General features: G+C 64.1%; 18 protein-coding genes. 11 read left to right on the plus strand and 7 right to left on the minus strand.

Features of this window, described 5'->3' with window-relative positions; genetic code table 11:
- The first annotated feature begins 156 nt into the window (after window positions 1-156).
- The 5 genes from ACFFGN_RS18435 to ACFFGN_RS18455 all read left to right on the plus strand — a co-directional run bounded on the left by ACFFGN_RS18435 (window position 157) and on the right by ACFFGN_RS18455 (window position 2,580).
- Window positions 157-489 (plus strand): type II toxin-antitoxin system Phd/YefM family antitoxin, encoded by a 333-nt coding sequence (locus ACFFGN_RS18435; protein ID WP_380049137.1) that lies wholly within the window; start codon window positions 157-159, stop codon window positions 487-489.
- A gap of 38 nt (window positions 490-527) precedes the next feature.
- The gene (locus tag ACFFGN_RS18440) at window positions 528-740 is read left to right on the plus strand and encodes a hypothetical protein (RefSeq protein WP_380049139.1); all 213 of its coding nucleotides are present in this window, start codon (window positions 528-530) and stop codon (window positions 738-740) included.
- Window positions 741-812: 72 nt separating this feature from the next.
- Window positions 813-1,514, plus strand: a complete 702-nt coding sequence (locus ACFFGN_RS18445; RefSeq protein WP_380049141.1) for a hypothetical protein — start codon at window positions 813-815, stop codon at window positions 1,512-1,514.
- A gap of 499 nt (window positions 1,515-2,013) precedes the next feature.
- Window positions 2,014-2,337, plus strand: a complete 324-nt coding sequence (locus ACFFGN_RS18450; protein ID WP_446685205.1) for a hypothetical protein — start codon at window positions 2,014-2,016, stop codon at window positions 2,335-2,337.
- A 111-nt stretch (window positions 2,338-2,448) separates the two neighbouring features.
- Entirely contained in the window at window positions 2,449-2,580 is a 132-nt protein-coding gene (locus tag ACFFGN_RS18455) for a hypothetical protein (RefSeq protein ID WP_380049143.1), read from the plus strand.
- 516 nt (window positions 2,581-3,096) lie between these two features.
- On the opposite strand, the gene ACFFGN_RS18460 is transcribed toward ACFFGN_RS18455, so the two are convergent.
- Window positions 3,097-3,420, minus strand: coding sequence for an ArsR/SmtB family transcription factor (locus ACFFGN_RS18460; RefSeq protein WP_380049145.1), 324 nt, complete (start codon window positions 3,418-3,420; stop codon window positions 3,097-3,099).
- 189 nt (window positions 3,421-3,609) lie between these two features.
- Here ACFFGN_RS18460 and ACFFGN_RS18465 point away from each other — a divergent pair, with 189 nt between their 5' ends.
- Window positions 3,610-5,010 carry an FAD-dependent oxidoreductase gene (locus ACFFGN_RS18465; RefSeq protein ID WP_380049171.1) on the plus strand — a complete coding sequence of 467 codons (1,401 nt, stop codon included), beginning with the start codon at window positions 3,610-3,612 and terminating at the stop codon, window positions 5,008-5,010.
- A 110-nt stretch (window positions 5,011-5,120) separates the two neighbouring features.
- Window positions 5,121-5,630, plus strand: coding sequence for a hypothetical protein (locus ACFFGN_RS18470; protein WP_380049147.1), 510 nt, complete (start codon window positions 5,121-5,123; stop codon window positions 5,628-5,630).
- Window positions 5,631-6,616: 986 nt separating this feature from the next.
- On the opposite strand, the gene ACFFGN_RS18475 is transcribed toward ACFFGN_RS18470, so the two are convergent.
- The 3 genes from ACFFGN_RS18475 to ACFFGN_RS18485 form a co-directional block, all read right to left on the minus strand.
- Entirely contained in the window at window positions 6,617-8,179 is a 1,563-nt protein-coding gene (locus ACFFGN_RS18475; RefSeq protein WP_380049149.1) for an FG-GAP repeat domain-containing protein, read from the minus strand.
- A gap of 433 nt (window positions 8,180-8,612) precedes the next feature.
- The gene (locus ACFFGN_RS18480) at window positions 8,613-9,677 is read right to left on the minus strand and encodes a hypothetical protein (protein ID WP_380049151.1); all 1,065 of its coding nucleotides are present in this window, start codon (window positions 9,675-9,677) and stop codon (window positions 8,613-8,615) included.
- 273 nt (window positions 9,678-9,950) lie between these two features.
- Entirely contained in the window at window positions 9,951-11,141 is a 1,191-nt protein-coding gene (locus tag ACFFGN_RS18485) for an IS110 family RNA-guided transposase (protein WP_380049153.1), read from the minus strand.
- 980 nt (window positions 11,142-12,121) lie between these two features.
- On the opposite strand from ACFFGN_RS18485, the gene ACFFGN_RS18490 reads away from it, so the two are divergent.
- From ACFFGN_RS18490 to ACFFGN_RS18500, 3 genes are all read left to right on the plus strand, one after another.
- Window positions 12,122-12,436, plus strand: a complete 315-nt coding sequence (locus tag ACFFGN_RS18490; protein WP_380049155.1) for a hypothetical protein — start codon at window positions 12,122-12,124, stop codon at window positions 12,434-12,436.
- A gap of 438 nt (window positions 12,437-12,874) precedes the next feature.
- Window positions 12,875-13,258, plus strand: a complete 384-nt coding sequence (locus ACFFGN_RS18495; protein WP_380049157.1) for a hypothetical protein — start codon at window positions 12,875-12,877, stop codon at window positions 13,256-13,258.
- A 267-nt stretch (window positions 13,259-13,525) separates the two neighbouring features.
- Complete coding sequence (locus ACFFGN_RS18500; protein WP_380049159.1) at window positions 13,526-14,176, plus strand: hypothetical protein; 651 nt, start codon at window positions 13,526-13,528, stop codon at window positions 14,174-14,176.
- Window positions 14,177-14,244: 68 nt separating this feature from the next.
- Here the strand turns inward: ACFFGN_RS18500 and ACFFGN_RS18505 are convergent, their stop codons facing one another.
- Window positions 14,245-14,652: a hotdog fold thioesterase gene (locus ACFFGN_RS18505; protein ID WP_380049161.1), complete on the minus strand. Its 408-nt coding sequence runs from the start codon at window positions 14,650-14,652 to the stop codon at window positions 14,245-14,247.
- Between the two features lie 396 nt (window positions 14,653-15,048).
- Between ACFFGN_RS18505 and ACFFGN_RS18510 the strand changes: the two genes are divergently transcribed.
- Entirely contained in the window at window positions 15,049-15,690 is a 642-nt protein-coding gene (locus tag ACFFGN_RS18510) for a class I SAM-dependent methyltransferase (RefSeq protein WP_380049163.1), read from the plus strand.
- Window positions 15,691-16,907: 1,217 nt separating this feature from the next.
- On the opposite strand, the gene ACFFGN_RS18515 is transcribed toward ACFFGN_RS18510, so the two are convergent.
- Both ACFFGN_RS18515 and ACFFGN_RS18520 read right to left on the minus strand, forming a co-directional pair.
- A complete protein-coding gene (locus ACFFGN_RS18515) occupies window positions 16,908-17,231 on the minus strand; it encodes a transposase (protein ID WP_446685206.1) in 324 nt (107 codons plus the stop codon).
- A gap of 350 nt (window positions 17,232-17,581) precedes the next feature.
- A partial coding sequence (locus tag ACFFGN_RS18520) for a hypothetical protein (RefSeq protein WP_380049167.1) occupies window positions 17,582-17,914 on the minus strand: 333 nt, incomplete at its 5' end.

Genomic DNA, 17,914 nt, shown 5'->3' on the forward strand with positions numbered 1-17,914 from the left:
ACGTCAGAGGATGTCTAATCAGTGGACAAGTCTGGTGATTAGCCACGACCTTCCCTGGCCCGGCTGCACAGAGGAAGCTTCATCATCCGAGGCGGCGTGTCGGGGATGCTGGGGAAAACCTCCCCGACTTGCTACGGTCGGGCCCATGCTTACCCCATGGACCTCGGCGGCACTTTCATGTTCGCCGACTCCGGCACCGTCATCCCGGTGACCGAAGCGCGCGACAAACTGACCGAGCTGATCGCCACAACTAAGCAAGGGTGTTTTCCTGTCATCGGCCGCTACCGTGAACCGGGTGCGGTTCTGGTTGCGCCCGATCTCGTCCGGCTATTCCCGCAGCTGCTCAGCGCAATGGCGGGGGAGACAGGAAAGCTCGTCGCCGAGGGCCGGCGACGGGAGCCGAACCAGAAGGTCTACCAACTCGGTGACCCGTGGCCGTTCGTTGCCGTCGCGTTGTGGATGAACGGGCATCGCGCGATGTTCGCGTAGTTCGCGTCCGACACCCTGGCACGATCTAGAGCCAAGACGTGGCCAACGGACTGCCACGCATGACGGTGGCCGAGTTCCTGGAGGCATTGCCGATGACGCTGGGAGGCGATCTGCCCGAGGAGGAGCGCTTGGCTGGGTGCAATCTGTTGCGGGAGCGCCTACCGACGATGAACGCGGCGCGGCGACGCCAGCCTGAGCGGTTGGACCCCGGGCACCTGGCAGCCGGGCAAAGTACCCTGGAAAATGCTTAGCCCCGGCGACATGACCAAGGTCAGAGGTCCTCCGGGGCTTTTCGATATCTAGAATACGGGACAGGTTAACAAGTGACAACTCCCCACCCTGGCGCCTGGGTCGAAGCGTGGCTCAGCGCACCACGCTTCTCGGTATACCTGGCGGCCGCCCTCGGTGACCGCCAGCGCTCGCTGGATCTGTATGAGTGGAATACCCAGATCAGCTCTGCCGTCCTGCACGACCTGGCACACCTCGAGGTCGGGATCCGGAACGCCTACGACGCGGCGCTCACCCAGCATGCGCACTTCACCTCGCACTGGACCACGAATCCCCACCAGGTCTTCGCACCGGTATACAGGACGAAGCGGGTCTACGACCCAAGCGCGGGGCGCCGCGTCCCCCGCCGTGTCGATGTGAATCAAAAGCCGCGGCAGACGCTTGAACGTGCTATCGGCGAGGCAGGCGGAACGAACGCCCCGCCTGGAAAGATCGTCGCCCAGCTGATGTTCGGCTTCTGGCGCTATCTGAGTTCGGCCGCTCATGAGGTGTCGCTCTGGCGCCCGTACCTGCACCATGCGTTCGCAGCAGGCACGAGTCGCCCCGACGTCGACGTCCGGATGGGCGACCTGCACGAGCTTCGGAACCGCGTCGCCCACCACGAGCCACTGCTCACCTGGGACCTCGTCAAGACTCAACAGCAACTGGCGGAGCTGGCCGACCTGATCTCGCCTGAGCTGGCCCAGCACATCGCCGCCTCATCGAAGGTAACTGAGCTACTCGCGGCAAAGCCCTGACCCTCATTCCGGCCCGGACGCGGTCGCGGGCGAGGGCTATGCGACTCAAGTGCTGCATTGGAACAACAAATACGACCTCTGCAATCGCCTCGCAGGACAATGGTGTTGAGGGGACTGGTCGAAGTGCGATCCCTGGCTCGCATCTACTGGCGAGAACAGTTCTTATGTCAGCTGCTAGCCCCTTCGAGGCTCCTTGCACAATGGGCATGTCCCCTCTCAGTTGATCTGAGCCATTCTCGCCGAGTCTGATCCATTCACTGACTTCTCTCACTAATCTGAGCCAGTTCGTGTTGGCGGGTTGGTCTTGGGTGGGGTTGCTGCGTTGGTGGTTTTCTGGCGCTGGGTCGTACGGCGCCCGTTGCGGACTTCGGGCCGCGTTTCGTCGGTTCGGATGGTCTCGAGTGTGACGAGTCGCTGTCGTGTTGGTCGGTGCCGTCGAGACAGCGCTGCCGGTCCGGAGGACCAACTCCTACCGTGGTCAGCGAAACTTCTCGGGGTTGTGGTGGTCGTCCAGCGGGAGAACCGGTTCGCGCCGCTGACGCTCTCGCGGTGGGAGCCGACCGGCGACGCGTGCTCGCTGATGGCCAGCTTGGCTGCGTCGTACCCGCTGCGCCGTCCGTCGCCGATCGTCACTACGAAGATGACGTCATACCTGCTGACCCGCTGTGAGGGCACGATCGGCGAGCTCGCCATGCTGCTCACCGAAGCCGCGACGGTCGCTATCGCCACCGGTGACGAGTCGATCAACCAGGCCACGCTGCAGCAGGCAGCGTGCGCCGGCCCGACCGAGCGGCGCCGCCTGTTCGAGCGCGAACTCACATGACCAGCCCAGCAGCGGAAACGGTGGCGGCGACCCGGTGGCCGCTGCATCCGCCGCCCGGGCAGTGAAGTTAGTCTCGCAGCATCTTCCCGGCACACCCGGCCCCAGGCGACCTTGAAGAAGATCTGGAAGACCACCGGCCTGATGGCCGCGGCAGTGCTCGATCTCGCCTCCCGGGGCAAGATCATCGCTGCGGCTCGGATCCGCGATCCAGCCATTCCAACTCCAGTACGTCTACCGCGGTGACCGGCTCGCCCCACACCGCACCAGCTGGGGCGACTTCATGGCGACTCCGGTACACCGCGACGACTCGCACTCGCCTGCAAACCGCCCACTCCGGAGCACTGGCGTTGTGCAGACGACTCCGAACATTGACAGCGGCGGCACGAGGTGGCGATCAATCTGGGCAACCTGGCAGCCGTTGCGGAACGGCCGAACGCCACGCCGAAGCGGTCGCGACGTACGACGAGGCCCTCGACCTGCAGTGCGATTCTGTTCGGGCGCGAGCACCCGGTGATCATGCGCACCCTCAACAACCTCGCCTATCTCCAGGCATCGACCGGGCGATTCCGGTCTGCCGCCGATGCGTACCGCAGAATCATCGCCACCGTGGAAGCGAAGGCCGATCCAGAGGACCCGGTGCTGCGGGCAGCCCGAGCAGGATTGAGCAGGCTCGAGGCCGGACAGAATCGCTCCTCAGACTCATCGGCTGGTGGAGTAGCTGACCAAGAGTATGGTGCGCTGCCGTCCGCTACCTCTGACTCAGCGGATGGCAGCGGCGGCTGGACTGGGCGCCGGGAGCAGGGCCGAGATCCGTTGAAGGCGCTCGGGCACCGTCCGGTAGTAGACCCACGTGCTGCGGCGATTGAACTCCACCAGCCCGGCTTCGCGGAGAACTTTGAGGTGATGCGAGATTGTCGGCGCGCTCACCTCGAAGTCGCCGCTGAGATCGCAAACGCAGAGCTCAGTGGTGGCCGAGGCGATGATCGACAACAGTCTCAGGCGGATTGGATCCGCAAGCGCTCTGAATAGAATCGCCCCCTCGGCGGCGGTAGCCGAATCGAGGCTGGCGACTGGCAGGGGCATGGCCTCTCCTCCACTATGGCGCATCGCGCGTGGCTGTTTCGACATGGATCTATCTTGACAGCTGTCGAATCACCAATCAAGGACGATCATGGTCGGACTGCGGTCGGCGCGGGTGGACTCGAGGCGGCCGATTCTTGAACTGATCTCTCCGAGTTGTGCGTCCTCTTGATTCGATGCCCGTCTATATTGATGAAGATCGAATCAACATGGTCGAAGCCTGGAGGACCAATGAACTACGTCTCGGAAAAGTACCCGGTCGTCGTGATCGGCGGCGGCCCCGTCGGCCTGGCCGCGGCAGCGCACCTAGCCGAGCGCGGCCTGGAGTTCGTCATCATGGAGGCGGGGCCGAGCGTCGCGGCCGCGATCGAGGAGTGGCGGCACGTGAGGTTGTTCAGCCCGTGGCGCTATGCCACGGATCTCGCGGCGCAACGGCTGCTGAAGCGGTCTGGCTGGATTGCTCCCGACTTGGACGCGCTGCCGACTGGTGGAGATCTGATCGACTCCTATCTCGGCCCGCTGGCCAAGGTCCCGGAGCTCGCAGACCGCATCCAGTACGGCGCAGAAGTCGTCGCCGTGACTCGTCTCGGGTTCGACCGGATCCGCACGGCGGGGCGGGCGGACGCGCCGTTCCTGGTCAGGCTCGCTGACGGCAGCGAGATTCTCGCCGGCGCGGTGATCGACGCCGCCGGGACCTGGCGCAAGCCGAACGTGCTCGGCGCCTTTGGTATCCCCGCCCGCGGGGAGAGCGAGATCGCCAGTCAAGTCTCATCCCCATTGCCCGATGTGCTCGGCAGGGAGCGGAGCAGGTTTGCAGGTCGACGTAACGCCGTGGTCGGCGCGGGGCACTCGGCTGCCACAACGCTGCTGGACCTGGGGCGGCTGGCCGAGCAGGTTCCGGGTACGGAGGTGGTTTGGGTCGTGCGTGGCACAGACCAGGCCAGGACCTACGGCGGCGGTGCGGGCGACGGTCTCCCCGCGCGCGGTGCCCTTGGATCCCGCTTGAAGGATCTGGTCCAGTCCGGGCGGATCAAATTGGTCAGCAGCTTCCGGATCGAGTCTGTCCACAGAACCGGTGACGGACGCGTCGTGTTATCGGCAGCAGATCGACAGGTGATCGTGGACACGGTGGTGAAGTCGACCGGCTTCCGGCCCGACCATGACATGGTCTCGGAGCTGCGTCTGGACCTTGACCCGATTCTGGGTTCCACCCGCGCGCTGGCGCCGTTGATCGACCCGAACAAGCACTCCTGTGGCACCGTCCCGCCGCATGGCGTCGATGAGCTCAGTCACCCCGAGCCGGGGTACTACGCGGTAGGCGCCAAGGCCTATGGCAGGGCCCCGACGTTCCTGCTGGCGACAGGCTACGAGCAAGCTCGCTCCGTGGCCGCGGCGCTGGCGGGCGATTGGGAGGCTGCTCGCGATGTCCAGTTGAACCTGCCGAAGACCGGTGTCTGCTCGTCTAAGCGTGCCGGTGACGAATCTGCGCGGAGCCAGACCGTCGGGCGTGGATTGGCGACAGGCCTAAGCGGTGGATTGGCGACTGCGGTCAAAACAGTCGAGGCCACGGGGCAGTCAGCCTGCTGCGGCTGAGTTGGCTCCGTGGGTCGACGAAACAGCAAGGGACCTTTCGCTCGGGGCGTGCGGACCTACGGCGCTCCATTTCTCAGCGCATAGCGCTGACTATCGAAGGAGAAGAAGCAGTGAGGAAGTTGAACTACTTGGCCCGACCCCTCGCCCGGATGGTGATGGTTGTTGGAGCGAGCTTGGCCCTGCTAGGGCTGGTCGGCAATGCTCCGGCCAATGCCGTGGTCAGTGAAATCTGGGCAGGCGCGGGAGTGACGATCACCACCGATAACCGGACAAGTCCACCGACCACCAATGTCAAGTTCTCCTATGACGTCTACGTGACCGTGGGGAGCAACCTGGAGGCGCAGCAGCGAATTGACGGGGGTGGACTAGTCACCGCCTGGTGCTACGGCAACAACGGGCGCCTCTTCGAGAGCAAACACACGAAACACAGCGCGATGCCGCTCACCGCTCACGACAATGGAATCTTGGTGAAGGCAAGCTTCACCCAGCCAAAGGGTGGCCTCTTCGATACCAACAAGTATGGGCAGGATCGCCTCTACTGCACCGTGCAGTATACAGACTCCTTCGGGCCTGGGTACTGGTGGTACGCCACGACGAATACCGTGACCGGCTACTTCTGATCCTCGCCTAGCGGGTCAGTATGGCGTGAGGACCGGTCGCGAGCAGGCGATATGGGGTGGCGTCCGCTTCTGGACGCCACCCCATAGATCAGCTCGTACGGATGCCGATTTGGCGGCAGTTGTCGCCGTGGCGCGTCGCAGGAATGCACCCGAGGAAGGCGCCCTGCGGAAGGTGGGTATTCCAAAGCGCCCCGTGTCGAGCTGCAGATGTGGTCGGTCTCCTGGTCGACCGGGCCGGGTTCCCGCTTGAGCTCGGCTGCTATGAGGGCGACCAGGCTGGGCGCGCCACGATCATCCGCATCGTCAAGCAGTTCGCTGAACGGCATGACGTCGCGACACGATCGTGGTGTTTGATGCCGGAATACTGTCCACGTCGAACCTGGCCAAGCTCGCGACGTGAGTCTGAGATCATCGTCGGCTCCCGGTGGCCGGGGCGCCGGTCATCCCGGGTTGTGGTGGGCGGTGTGGGTCTACTCCACCAACACGCTGTCCGGGAAGGCAAGACCCCCACGTTGCAGGACAATCGTGCCATACAGGTCATTGCACGCGAGAAGACCGCCCAGATCCTGCGGTTCGTGAGGCCGCCAACGGCGCCAGTACTTCGACCGGGCATCGCGTCCACGGCCAGGCCATAGCCCGTCGCATGCAGACATCACCGCGATGAGTATGAGGATCGTCCAAAGGCGACGGCTCATTCGACGGATCGCCATCGCCATCGCCGGCGTGAAAACACGCCGCTGCCGACCCTTCAGTGACACCGCCCGCGGGATCATCACCGCCACTAGGACCCAGCGGCCGACACGCTAAACCAGCGCGACTCGGGACGCGCAACACACAGATTCCGCGGGTCGGGGTACTGGCGATACGCCACGACGAACACCGTGGCCGGCTACTTCTGTCCTCACGCGGTGGACCGGCATCTCGTGACCATCGGTCGCGAGCAGTCGATGAGGGTGGCGTCCGCTTCTGGACGCCACCCCCTCGGGTCAGCCGTTAGTGCCGGTGCTGGGCGAGGTGCAACCGCACGGATCACTCGTGCCGCTGCTGATCAGTTTCTCGAAGAAGCTGGTTGTGCTGCCCATCCGGAGCAATGGCATGGTCACCTTGTCGAAGCTGCCCACGACCGCCACATCGTCATAGCCATCGGCGTTGAAGTCACCGCTGACCGGCATTGCACCCGGTGAAAGCACCCTCTTCACGAGATGTTGGTCGATTGCCGTATTGTGCTCGTATTTCATGGTCGAAACACCGGCGAAAGAGACGAAAGCGAACTTCTCCAAATCGCCGGCCTCCTCCTCGTAGCCAAGCGGCCAGCGTTGGAAGTTCAGCAGGTCATCATTTCCGTCCTGGTTGAAGTCGCCGACAACTGGCTTGGCCTGCCCCATCCTGGGCGCAGCGCCGTCCGGACCGTTAGGGGAATAGGGCACTAGATAGCCAGGCTTCTGAGGCTTGTCGATGCCTCCCATCGAATGCAGGCCCGAGGTCATCAGCGGCATGACCGCTCGGCACTCCGTACCACCAGTGCTGGTGGGCGCTTCGTAGCAGTTCTTTCCCCAAAGCAGTAGGTCATCCCTATCGCCGGTGCTGTTATCGAAGTTGCCCACCAGGATCTGTACCTCGGGATCAGCCGCCCAGATCGAGAACCGGGTGCCAGAGCTGCGGAGCAATGTTCGGAAAGTGCCGTTGCCATTGGACTGCGCGACAATGAAGGACGGTTTGGGTGTTCTGGAAAACAGTGCCAAGTCAGCATTCCCGTCGCCGTTGAAGTCACCAGCGACCACCTTGCCGCGATACTGCAGCCAGTCACCGATGCCGGCCAGCCTGGTCGAATTGAACGTATAGCCGCCTGCCGTGTTGCTCAGTAGCATCGAGACCGTCTCTACGCCCTGCGAGGTGAACAAGAAGTCGGTACGCCCGTCACCGTTGAAGTCGCCGGCGATCTCGTCGACATCTGCACGCATGGCCTCTTTCAGCAGGAAGGAGCCGATCGTGCTATCGATGCTTTTGCTTGCAAACTGTCCGGCCTGTCCGGCAATTCCCAAGGTCGGGTAGGCTACATGAGCCCTCAAGCCCCACTGGTTGCCGGGTGTATTCGGATCGAGGTCGAACTCGCCGAGCGAGATAATGTCAGTCTTGCCATCGCCGGTGAAGTCACCCTTTAATCTCGACCAATTCTCGTTCGCGCTGTGCGCCCATTCCGTCGCGTCCGGCGACCACTGTGATCTCTGTGAGATCCACCCGAAATCATTGCAATTCTTACTCCAGCCGATCCACAATTGATCCAGGCGGCTGTTCTGGGCGGCGGTTAGGTAGTCCGACCTTCGATTATGGGTCTGGGACGGTGGTCGGGCGTTCCATTTCTGCCAGGCCTGGGCCCAGATGGCGTCGTGTTCCAACTGCCTGAGGTAACAGCTCGCCGACCTTTCGTCGGTAACCTGTGACTGGTTCATGCGCGCCTCAGCCGATGTCGTGGCACTCACCGCGAACAATGACGCCAGGATTGTCGCAGCAGCAAATCGAAACCCACCTGAATTTATCCAGTTCCTCATTCGATCAACCCTCACTCAGTAAGTGCATCGCCGGGCAGTCCAGCGGTGAGCAGGGTGGCGATCCATGATCTACCGTCGCCCTTGCTGATTCGAAGCTAGGCCGTGGGGCTGAAACCAGGATGATCCGACAATGAAGAGCCAAAGTAATCGCATTTGCCGCACAGCGCATCACCGAGAGAATGCCCTGTCATTGAGAATCCCAACAGAGCGGCCTGAGCGTGGCCGCGCCAGTCGGTCCTGCCAGCTTGAGCAGCAGGTGCCAGACGATGTGGTCGCGGGCGTGGTGACGGGCGAGGTCGCTCAGTCCGGCGCGCGAAGACGCTGGCCGACCATCAGGTCGGCCAGCGTCACCAGATAACGCTCGCCTGTCATGCCCTGCCAGCGCTACCTGCCCGACCTCGGTGGTCGAGCCGGGGCGCTTGGGCTAAGGGCATCAGTTCGCGCAGCGCAGCATCAAGGTGTGCTGCAGTGTGAAGGCGGTACGGTCTGGGTCTGTTGTGGTGGTGATCAGGTCGACGATGCCGCTTCCGCTCAACGACAGCTTGAGCACCCCTTCCGCGCCTTCGCCCACGGAAACAGTCTCTGCCTGGGTCGCCGCTGCCAGGGTCTGGGTAATTGCTTTCGCCGATTTAATAGTCTTGGTGACCAGGTGGGCTTCGACGCAGGCTTCCGCGGACAGACGTTGGGTGATGCGCCCACCACCCGAGAAGACTCGGATTTCATTGGTGCTGGTCGGCGACCTGTCGGCCGTGATGGCGGTGGCGCCGGTGTTGCGGAGCGGATATGACGTGAACGCTCCGCGCCAGACGAGGTGAGTGAACCGCTTCGCGGTTGACGCGCCGGGACCGTAGGGGAACAGGCTCCCGATCGTAAGCCGATACTGTACTGCCGAGCCCGGCCGAGTCGCGTTGATCGCGACGTTCGTCCCAGCCGTCCCGGCGGATGCCACGTTCACCCACACGCCGGCATCGGTGGAAAATCGCTGAAGGTACACGGGGGTGCCATTCGGCGGCGCCGGAATGATGCGACCCTCCGCACGCAGCTTTCCGGACTCTGCATCAGTAGTCGCCATCGTGTCCAAAGCGACGTACCTGTTCGTGGCGGGTTGACGCACGGGACTGTAGGCCGCCATATACGTCGCCGACCCCGGGTAGTAGACCCGATAGTCGAACCCAGCCAACGTCGTGGAGAACGCGAACGTGCCGGTACTGCCGGTCCGCGTACTGGTCAGGTTGGCGAACTTGTTCTGCCCTCGCAGCGACCGCTGCAAATAGACAGTTGCCCCCGGCAACTTCGCCGCAGTGCCCGTCCGCCAAACGGTCCCGGTCAGGCTGGCCGCCGTGCCGTAGGTCCCTGACGCCGGCGCGGAGAGGCTCACCGACGACCGCACCGACCCAGCACCCTGCGCCGACGGCACCATCAGCACCGTACCGATCACAGCTGCTCCGACCATCGCGGCCAACACCCCACGAATTCGCATTACTTCGTCCCTCGTCATCAATAGTTGCCTACGCTGATCCTTGGCCATCGCGGATCAGTATCAAGTAGTGCCTTGATTGCGAACTGACGTCGCACTGGTATGCCTCTGATGTTGGCGGCGGCTGGAGCGCGATTAGGCGGACCTCTCGCGTGCCGGCCCTATCCGGTGACGGTGAACCACGAAGCCTCAGCGCGGCTCCAGCCTCAGGCGCGATAGTTGCCGGGACAGATCTGGGGCGGTGGCCATCGCGGTGGACCTCAGAACTGTGCGGGGGGTGTCCCTATGGGGTTGTCAAGCCGCGCGGAGCCCGGGTGTTAGGTAGGGGGTCTTGTTGCGGAGCATGGCGAACAGGACGTCGCAGCGGCGTCGGGCGAGGCAGATGAGGGCGGCGTTGTGTTTCTTGCCTTCGGCTCGTTTGCGGTCGTAGTAGGCGCGGCTGGTGGGGTCGGACAGGGCTGCGAAGGCGGCGAGGAAGAAGGCGCGTTTGAGTTTGCGGTTGCCGCTGCGGGCGGGGTGTTCGCCGCGGATGCTGCTGCCGGAGTGGTGGGTGACCGGTGCGATGCCGGCGTAGGCGGCCAGATGGCCGGCGGTCTTGAAGGCGGAGGCGTCGCCGATTTCGAGGAGGATGCGGGCTGCGGTCCTGACGCCGATGCCGGGCATCGAGGTCAGGACCTGGGCAAGAGGGTGCGCATCAAGGATCTCCTCGACCTCGGCGGCGACGGTTTTCCGCTGCGCCAGCACGGTCTTCAGGGTCTCGGCCAGCCTGGGCAGGACGGTGTCGGCGGCGTTGGTGCCGGGCACGAGGACGGTCTGTTCGTCGAGTGCTTTGAGGATGTTGGTGACGAGCTTGGTGCCCATGCGGGGTGCGTGCTTGGTGGCGATCGTGGTGAGTTTGCGGCGTCCGGCGGCGCGGATCCCGGCGGGTCCGCCGCACTGGGACAGGATCTCCAGTACTGCAGGGTGACTGACCTTGGGGCCGAGGACTCGCTCAAGGGCGGGGTGGATGCCGGTGAGCAGGCCACGGATGCGGTTGCTGACCCGGGTGGCTTCGGCGGCGAGGTCGTCGTCGTAGCCGACTAGCACGTCGAGCTCGGCCAGGGTTTCGTCTGCGACATCGAGCCGCCGGAGTGCGTGCCGCAGGGTGCGGGCAGCGTCAGCGATGATGAACGCGTCCCGGGCGTCGGTTTTGGCGTTGCCGGGATACAGGTCGGCGATCCGGCGCATCGCCAGACCGGGCAGATAGGCGACGTCGTGGCCGCAGGCCCGGGCGACCGTGACCGGCAGCGCGCCGATCGTGGTCGGCTGATCGACGACGACCAGCACTGGCCCGTCGGCGGCGAGTTTGTCGAACATCGCCCGAAGTTTTGGTTCGCTGTTCGGCAACGGCGCGTCGGGCAGCCGCCGGCCGGTCGGGTCCAGCCCGACCGCGTGATGGTCGCTCTTGCCGACGTCCAGACCAAGGAACACGCCGTACTCGTTCACTCAGGCAGCTTTCATCTCGTCGCTTCCTGGTCAACCAGTCAGGCATCGACGGCCGACAGCCACGTTACGACGAGACCTACCCTCGGCGGGCGGCCGTGTCCCTATCAGCGGTCCCTCGATGCCGCCAAACCCGGTGACACCACCCCCCCCGGATCATGAACCTCGACTGGGGGCATAAGTCATGCCGGGCCTGGCGACCAGGTCTCCTTGATCAGGAGCCACGAAAAAGGTAACGGGGGGGGGATGTGTTGCTGACCGCGCGACTGTGTCGTTGCGCCCCTCAACAACGTTGGCGCATCCATCGAGCTGCTTGGCGAGGACCCTGGAAGCCGCGGCGACCACTGATCTGAACTCGGGCGTCCCGTGGATGATGCCGGCCGAGGAAACTGTGCATATTCGATGGGAGTGAATGTGTCTGACAATCAGCTGGCCGCGAATACGCTCCGCGGCCAGACGCCGCCGCGGAGCGATCACGCCGGAAAGCGAGCGGCCGTCCGTGAACTGGTGTTGCAGGCGCTGCTGGACGATGTGCTTCCCACCTGCGCGCGCACGCTGATCGTCGGTCCGCACGGCGTGGACTTGGTCGGGGCGGTCGTCGCGAAAACCGCGCAGACCACGATGCTAGTCCCGTCGGTCTCGGACGCCAGCGAGGTCGCTGACCAGTTCCGCGAGAAGCTGCGGATCGTCGTGGGAGCGATGCACAGCCTGACCTCCATCGACGCACTTGCGTTCGACGTTGTGGTCGCTGCCAACGGTCTGGACCGGGTGCTCGGCTACGACAGTGACGGCCTGAACTGGCGTCAGCGGCTGGACGCTCTGGCCGCGGTGGTTACTCCCGAGGCAGTCGTGGTGCTCGGACAGGAGAACGAGTTTTCCCTGACGAGGCTGCTGGGCCGTCGGGCCGCCGACGGCCGCACGGCGACGACGAGTGGCGTTCGCTGCACCACGACCCCTCCCGGCCTTATTCCATCGATAAGTTCGTGGCGGAGCTGTCATCGGTCGGCCTACCCATCGGCAGGACCTACGCGGCCACTTTTGTCGACGAGAGTCCATTCACCTTGCTGGCCACGAATGTCGCCGCAGCCGCGCGGCCGGGGCAATTGCCCGCGCGGCTCGCTGTGGAGGCCATGGAGGCCGGCGCGGTCGCACTACCGCTGCTTGCACCGCCTGCCGAAGGCGCCGGAGCCGCAGCGCGTGCTGGGCTGCTCGGCGCGACCTCGACGGCATGGATCGCCGGACCGGCCATTCGGGCCGCGCTATCTACTCTCAGACTCCGGGGCATCCGTCAGTATTGACTGCAGATCCTGCCGGCAACGGCTGGTCTGTGGAAGTCACCGCTGGTGCTACGGGCGAGGTGGCCACGGCAGAGTTGAAGTTCGAGGTCGCGGCCGTTCCTGGTTCCGTGCCTGGTGGTGTCACAGCGGAGACTCTGCTATTTCGTCTGGCCGCAGCCGAGGATGTTCCGGGCTTCCGGGACCTAGCCGGGCGGCTCGGCGATTGGACCCGTTCGCAGGTCGCCTCCCAGGTGCTGCCTCGCTGGGACGACGTGATCGTCGACGGAGAAAGCTTCGCCTTGGGTGTCTCGCCCTGGGTGACCGCGGCCAAGGAGAGCAAGGCGGATCTTCTGGCCGCGGCATGGCAGCGGTTCCACGATCGCCTGATCGGGGGGCACCGGCGGCACCCGTGGCCGCCCTGGATCGTCGGCGACGACTTGGGTCTCCGTCTGGCTTGCGATGTCCGTTGTCGAGGCGCCGGAGCCCGCGACGGGGCCAGATACCTGGTCCACCTCGGCCGCACAGGTTGCCCGTGGCAAGGAGCTCGCTGCGGCCCTGGCTGTTGCGCTGGGGATTTCCGCCGACGCATCGCAGACCCCCGACGTACGGACCGCGCTGGCGGAGGCCGAGCGGGCCCGGCGGGAGGTCGTGGAGCTGAGGGGTCACGTACTCGGTCTGGAGCGGACCTTGGGCTCCCGGGACAAGGCGTTGAGGGCGCGTGAGACCCGTATCCGCGAGATGCGAACCCAAGTACAGAAGGCGAACGCTCAGGTGAAGGAGAATGCCGAGCTGGCGAGGCTGTGGAACTCCAGGGCCAATGCGTGTGGTGACGGCGACTCCTGAAGCTTCAGCGCGGCTTCAGCATCAAACGGGATAGTTGTCCGGCTAGGTCTGGGCGGTATCTGCCGCGGGTGGTGTCACAGCTGTATGGAGGGCGATCTGTTGCGTTCGCTCGCGTCATGTCATGGCCTCGCTGAGGGCGGCGGCCATGAGGAGCATCTGATGAGATCTGCGCGGTGGGGTCACCGGGCCGGGGCAACCGGGAGCGCCCGGTGGCTGGCCGCGAAACGGCGCGAGCCGGAATCAGATTGCGAAGATGGAGTCGAGGTAATGAATCACAGAAAGATCGCCACGCTGTTCTGCGGTACGGCGCTGCTGATTGCCGGGTGCGGAAGCGTGGACCGGCCAGAGTCGGCGGAGGCATTGGAAAGTGCGAAAGCGCCGGAACCGACTATCACGGTCTCCAGCGCACCGGCAAGCCCGCCGTCTCCGACATCCGACGGCAATTCGTCGATCACTGAGAGCGGGACGACGCTGCCGGTGGGGCGGACCGCGACGGTTCTGTTTGAAACCAAGCCTCAGAGCAAGCAGTCCACCAAGCTGGCGACCACCGTGCTTTCAGTGAAGAAGGGGTCGATCGGCGATCTGAAGAACTTCAAGCTCGATGCGCACGCCAAGATGGCCGTGCCGTTCTACGTCACGGTGAAGTTCCGCAACGTGGGACCTAAGTCGATGGAGCCCACCGGCATCTTCGGACTGATCAAGGCGCAGAATCCGGCCGGCGAAGACCTCGGCAAACTCAGTCTTTTCGGCGAGTTCAAGCCGTGTGGTGGGATTCCCCCCGAGCAGCTCCCGCAGGGGGCAACTTTCACGCAGTGCAGCGTCTACCTCGCGCCCGCGGGACAGAAGGTCGGCAAAGTGGTCTTCGGCTTCTACCTTGGCAATGCGGATCGGACCGAGATCAGCTGGACCACCGGTTAACCTCGGCGCCCTGGGACCACAGAGTGGTCCCAGGGCAGCGACACCTTGCAAACCGCGATCGACTTGCTCTAGCTCGGCGGGACTGAGATCAGCTGGCAGGTGATGCGGGCGGTGCAGATCCGCTTGTCCCGGTCGTCGGTGATGACCACGTCGTACGTCGTGGTCGTCCGGCCGAGGTAGATCGCGGTCGCGACGGCGGTGACGGCTCCGTCGCGGGTGGCGCGGTGGTGGGTCGCGTTGATGTCGACGCCGACGGCGACCTTGCCCATCGGGGCGCCGTGCAGTGCCGAACCGATGGAAGCGAGGGTCTCGGCCAGCACGCAGGACGCGCCGCCATGCAATAGGCCGAAGGGTTGCTCGTTGCCCTTCACCGGCATGGTGGCGACCAGCCGCTGCGCGGTCGTCTCGAGAATTTCGATACCCATCCGGTCTGTGAGTGTTCCCTTGAACTGCTCGTTGATCTCGATCGCGCTCAATGTCTTCCCTCCGTCGACGGGTTCTCTCGGCAGCTCATGTGGCAGATCGAACCGGAACAAGATATGGGCATATCCGAAGCAGCCTGACAGTCGATCCTGGAACGCTTCTGAATCCACACTGATCGCCGTGGCGGGGACGAAGGTTTCTCAGCATTCGATCCCGAGCTGCTTCAGCGGGCCTTCAGGCTCCCTTGCAGCGATCCTGCGATGCTCATTCGGGACCATCGTCGCTGGCAAGCTGTACGACAGGCGCAGGCTGTTTCGAAGAGGGAGTTGGATGTCGAAGTTTCGCAAGATGGTCGCGGCTATGGCGACTGATAGCGCGAGGAGCGGCGCGGAGCTGATCGTGATGGTCTCGTCGGCCTCGGGGGCTAACTCGCCGGAGCGTCCCCGGCCATGAGCGCACGTATGTCGAACAACGCAACTGAGCGCCTCTTTGCAGCGATCTACGACCCGTTCCTGTGGCTTGGCGAGCGCCGCGGTATGCGCATGCGCCGTCAGTTGCTGATCGGCCAAGCTCGGGGACATGTCTTGGAGATCGGAGCTGGCACTGGCTTGAATCTTCCCTACTATTCAGACGAAGTGGAGCAGCTGATCCTCACCGAGCCGGTGGGAGCGACGTATGACCTATTGTCCACGCGTGCCGGCAGCCTCGCCCGGACAGCAGTCGTACAGGCTCCAGGCGATGCGCTTCCGGTGGAGTCGGGCACGGTGGATACCGTCGTGTCCACGCTTGTCCTGTGCACCGTGCCGCTGGTCGAGCCGGTTCTGGCCGAGGTCGTGAGGATCTTGAAGCCGGGCGGACGCCTACTGTTCTTGGAGCATGTGCGGGCGAGCGATGGACGGCTTGCACGGCGCCAGGACAGACTATCCAATGCCTGGGCTGTTCTCGCCCAGGGATGTCGGTGTGATCGTGACACCGAAAGCCTGCTTCGTCGGTATTTCAACGTCGATCAAGTCCGGTATGACAGCTGGCGCGGTATGCCGTCGCTAGTCAGGCCTTTGGTAACCGGGACCGCGATGGTGAAAGCCCGATGAGCGGCGTCGGCCAGCTGGCCGAGTCGGAGCTCTCGCAGCGCCAACTCCTCGACGAGGAAGGCGCCGAACACCGACGAACCCGGTACCTTGAATGGCTTGTGTGACTTGGTGGATCACCTACGCACGACGTACGCGTCCGCGTGGGAAGCACGTCCGGGAGAACAGGCTCGGCTGATCGACCGGGCATCGAGGAGCAGAGCAGCTGACCGGGTTGGTGCAATTTCGTCGACATGGTGGTGACCGATCTGCACCGCTACCTTGAGCTGCCCGACGACGTCCAGGGCTCGGCCCGCGGGCCTGCACCTGCGCAACCAGAAACCTGAGCATGCGCGACTTCGCCGAGAAGTGAGGTGCTCACCAAAGGAGCGAAGCAGGGCCGGCCGGCATCCATCACCAGCGACTGTTCTGCGGCTTCCGACCATTAGTTCACGCAGGTGGCCTCACCAGCGCCCGATCTGCGGGACCTAGCCCAGTGTTCCTCGAGCGCGGCAACCGAGGGGCAGGGTTGATATCTGTAAGTTCACCCAGCGCAGCTGCATTCGGATGCTGAGGTCGAAATCTTCGATGCCGGCACAGTCCTGTGTCCGGGACAGAGCGCTCAAGCGCCCTGCATTCTTCAAGCCGACACTCGTAGGTGATTTCGCTCGTGTCCCGCGGCAGGGTCTTGATGTCGCCGCTGATGAGGCTTGTCTCCAAGTTGACCGCGGCTGGCGCTTCGGTGGGTGCGATGGCGGACCAGTTGCCGGGCTGCTGTCGGGCCTCGACACCGCCCGCGATGTCGAAGCACGGTATGGCATGTGCGCCGGGGTTGCCCAGAAGTGTGATGCGCAGGGCAGACTGGCCGGAGTGCTGAGAGTTGGTGAGCGAGCCTGATGCTCCCCGGCCCCAGTACGGTGTTGCTGAAGGTCAGGCCCTTCGGTTGCGCGTGGCGCCAGACGTGGTGGACGGAGGTTTTCGTTGTCGAGGTGCCGTAGGTGTAGGACGAGGGCGTCACGACCCGGCAGATCCGGGACGGATGGCGTTGACGGTCACAGTGTTTCCGGAGATTTTGCCTGTAGCGAAATTGGTCCATACATCCGGGTCGGTGCCAAGGCGCTGTAGGCATACAACCGTGCCCGTCGCGGCACCGGATACACGCGGCCCGTCACTGTCAACGCGCCGGTGTCGGCGTTGATGGTTTGATCGAGTCAAGCGACAAGTACCGGCTGGTAACAGGGTCAATCGTACCGGATTGACTGCGGTCGTATAGGTCGAAGACCCGGATAATAGGTCCGGTAGGCGCTGGCCTGCCGCACCGAGTACGTATACCCGCCTACTGGGGAGGTCTGGGTCTTGGCCAGGTTGCCGAACCGGTCGGTGATCGTGGAGATCGTCTGCTTGGGCGCCTCGGCACTGTAGATCCCGCCCAGATGCGTGCAGATCTCACCATGGGTCAATCCCTTGGTAGACAACGAGATCACCAGACCATCAATCCCGGTCAGCCGACGCTGCCGCTTCTTGATGATCATCGGCTCGAAACTCGACTCACGATCCCGCGGCACGGGCGATCTGGACCGATCCGGCCTCGGTCAGCACCGTCTTGGCCTGCGTGCCGTTGCGGGAGTTCTCACGTCGCGGCCGGCCGGATCATGCCTGGAATAGCCGAGATGATCATCCATCGCGCCCGCCAGCGCCGCCTCGGCGACCAGTTTGGTCAGCCGGCCCAGCGGACCGCCTAACCGGTCAGCTGCAGCCCCTCGGCGCGAGACCGATCAGCCAACTGCTGGATCTGCTCATCACCGTCAGACCCGCCGCGCCAACAACATCAGCCGAACCAGCCATCGCGTCAACTTTCATCACATTGAGCCGCAGTCACAGGTGTCTCCGAGTCCTCAGGAGTTACACCGGGAAATTACAGTCCCGGCTCAAGCTGAGCCAGCGCTGAATCGTTGGCGCCACTCTGGGTCAGTGCGGGATCAGAGTGACATGCAATGGTGCGGCGTCGGGCGCGGGCTGTGTCGGTATGGCCGTGCAGTCGCGCCTGTGTGGTGGGAATCCGAACAGCAACGACAGGAAGTACAACCGTGCGCACAACTTTGCAGAAGAGTTTGATGGCTATGTCTGGTTTGCTCCACAGTCCTGCCCGAAGGATGGGGTGGCGTGGTCGAGAGGCCGGCGCGCGGTTCGGTGTTGGGTCGGTGTTGTCGCGGTTGGTTGTGGGTTTGTTGGTTGTGGTGTTGGTGGT

Source organism: Kribbella deserti (genome assembly GCF_042434725.1).
Classification (GTDB): Bacteria; Actinomycetota; Actinomycetes; order Propionibacteriales; family Kribbellaceae; genus Kribbella; species Kribbella deserti.

Coding starts and splice junctions, on each gene's coding strand:
- ACFFGN_RS18435 (WP_380049137.1), top strand. CDS start 157: ATGGACCTCGGCGGCACTTTCATGTTCGCCGACTCCGGCACCGTCATC.
- ACFFGN_RS18460 (WP_380049145.1), bottom strand. CDS start 3,420: ATGCCCCTGCCAGTCGCCAGCCTCGATTCGGCTACCGCCGCCGAGGGG.
- ACFFGN_RS18465 (WP_380049171.1), top strand. CDS start 3,610: ATGAAGATCGAATCAACATGGTCGAAGCCTGGAGGACCAATGAACTAC.
- ACFFGN_RS18475 (WP_380049149.1), bottom strand. CDS start 8,179: ATGAGGAACTGGATAAATTCAGGTGGGTTTCGATTTGCTGCTGCGACA.
- ACFFGN_RS18480 (WP_380049151.1), bottom strand. CDS start 9,677: ATGACGAGGGACGAAGTAATGCGAATTCGTGGGGTGTTGGCCGCGATG.
- ACFFGN_RS18495 (WP_380049157.1), top strand. CDS start 12,875: ATGTCCGTTGTCGAGGCGCCGGAGCCCGCGACGGGGCCAGATACCTGG.
- ACFFGN_RS18500 (WP_380049159.1), top strand. CDS start 13,526: ATGAATCACAGAAAGATCGCCACGCTGTTCTGCGGTACGGCGCTGCTG.
- ACFFGN_RS18510 (WP_380049163.1), top strand. CDS start 15,049: ATGAGCGCACGTATGTCGAACAACGCAACTGAGCGCCTCTTTGCAGCG.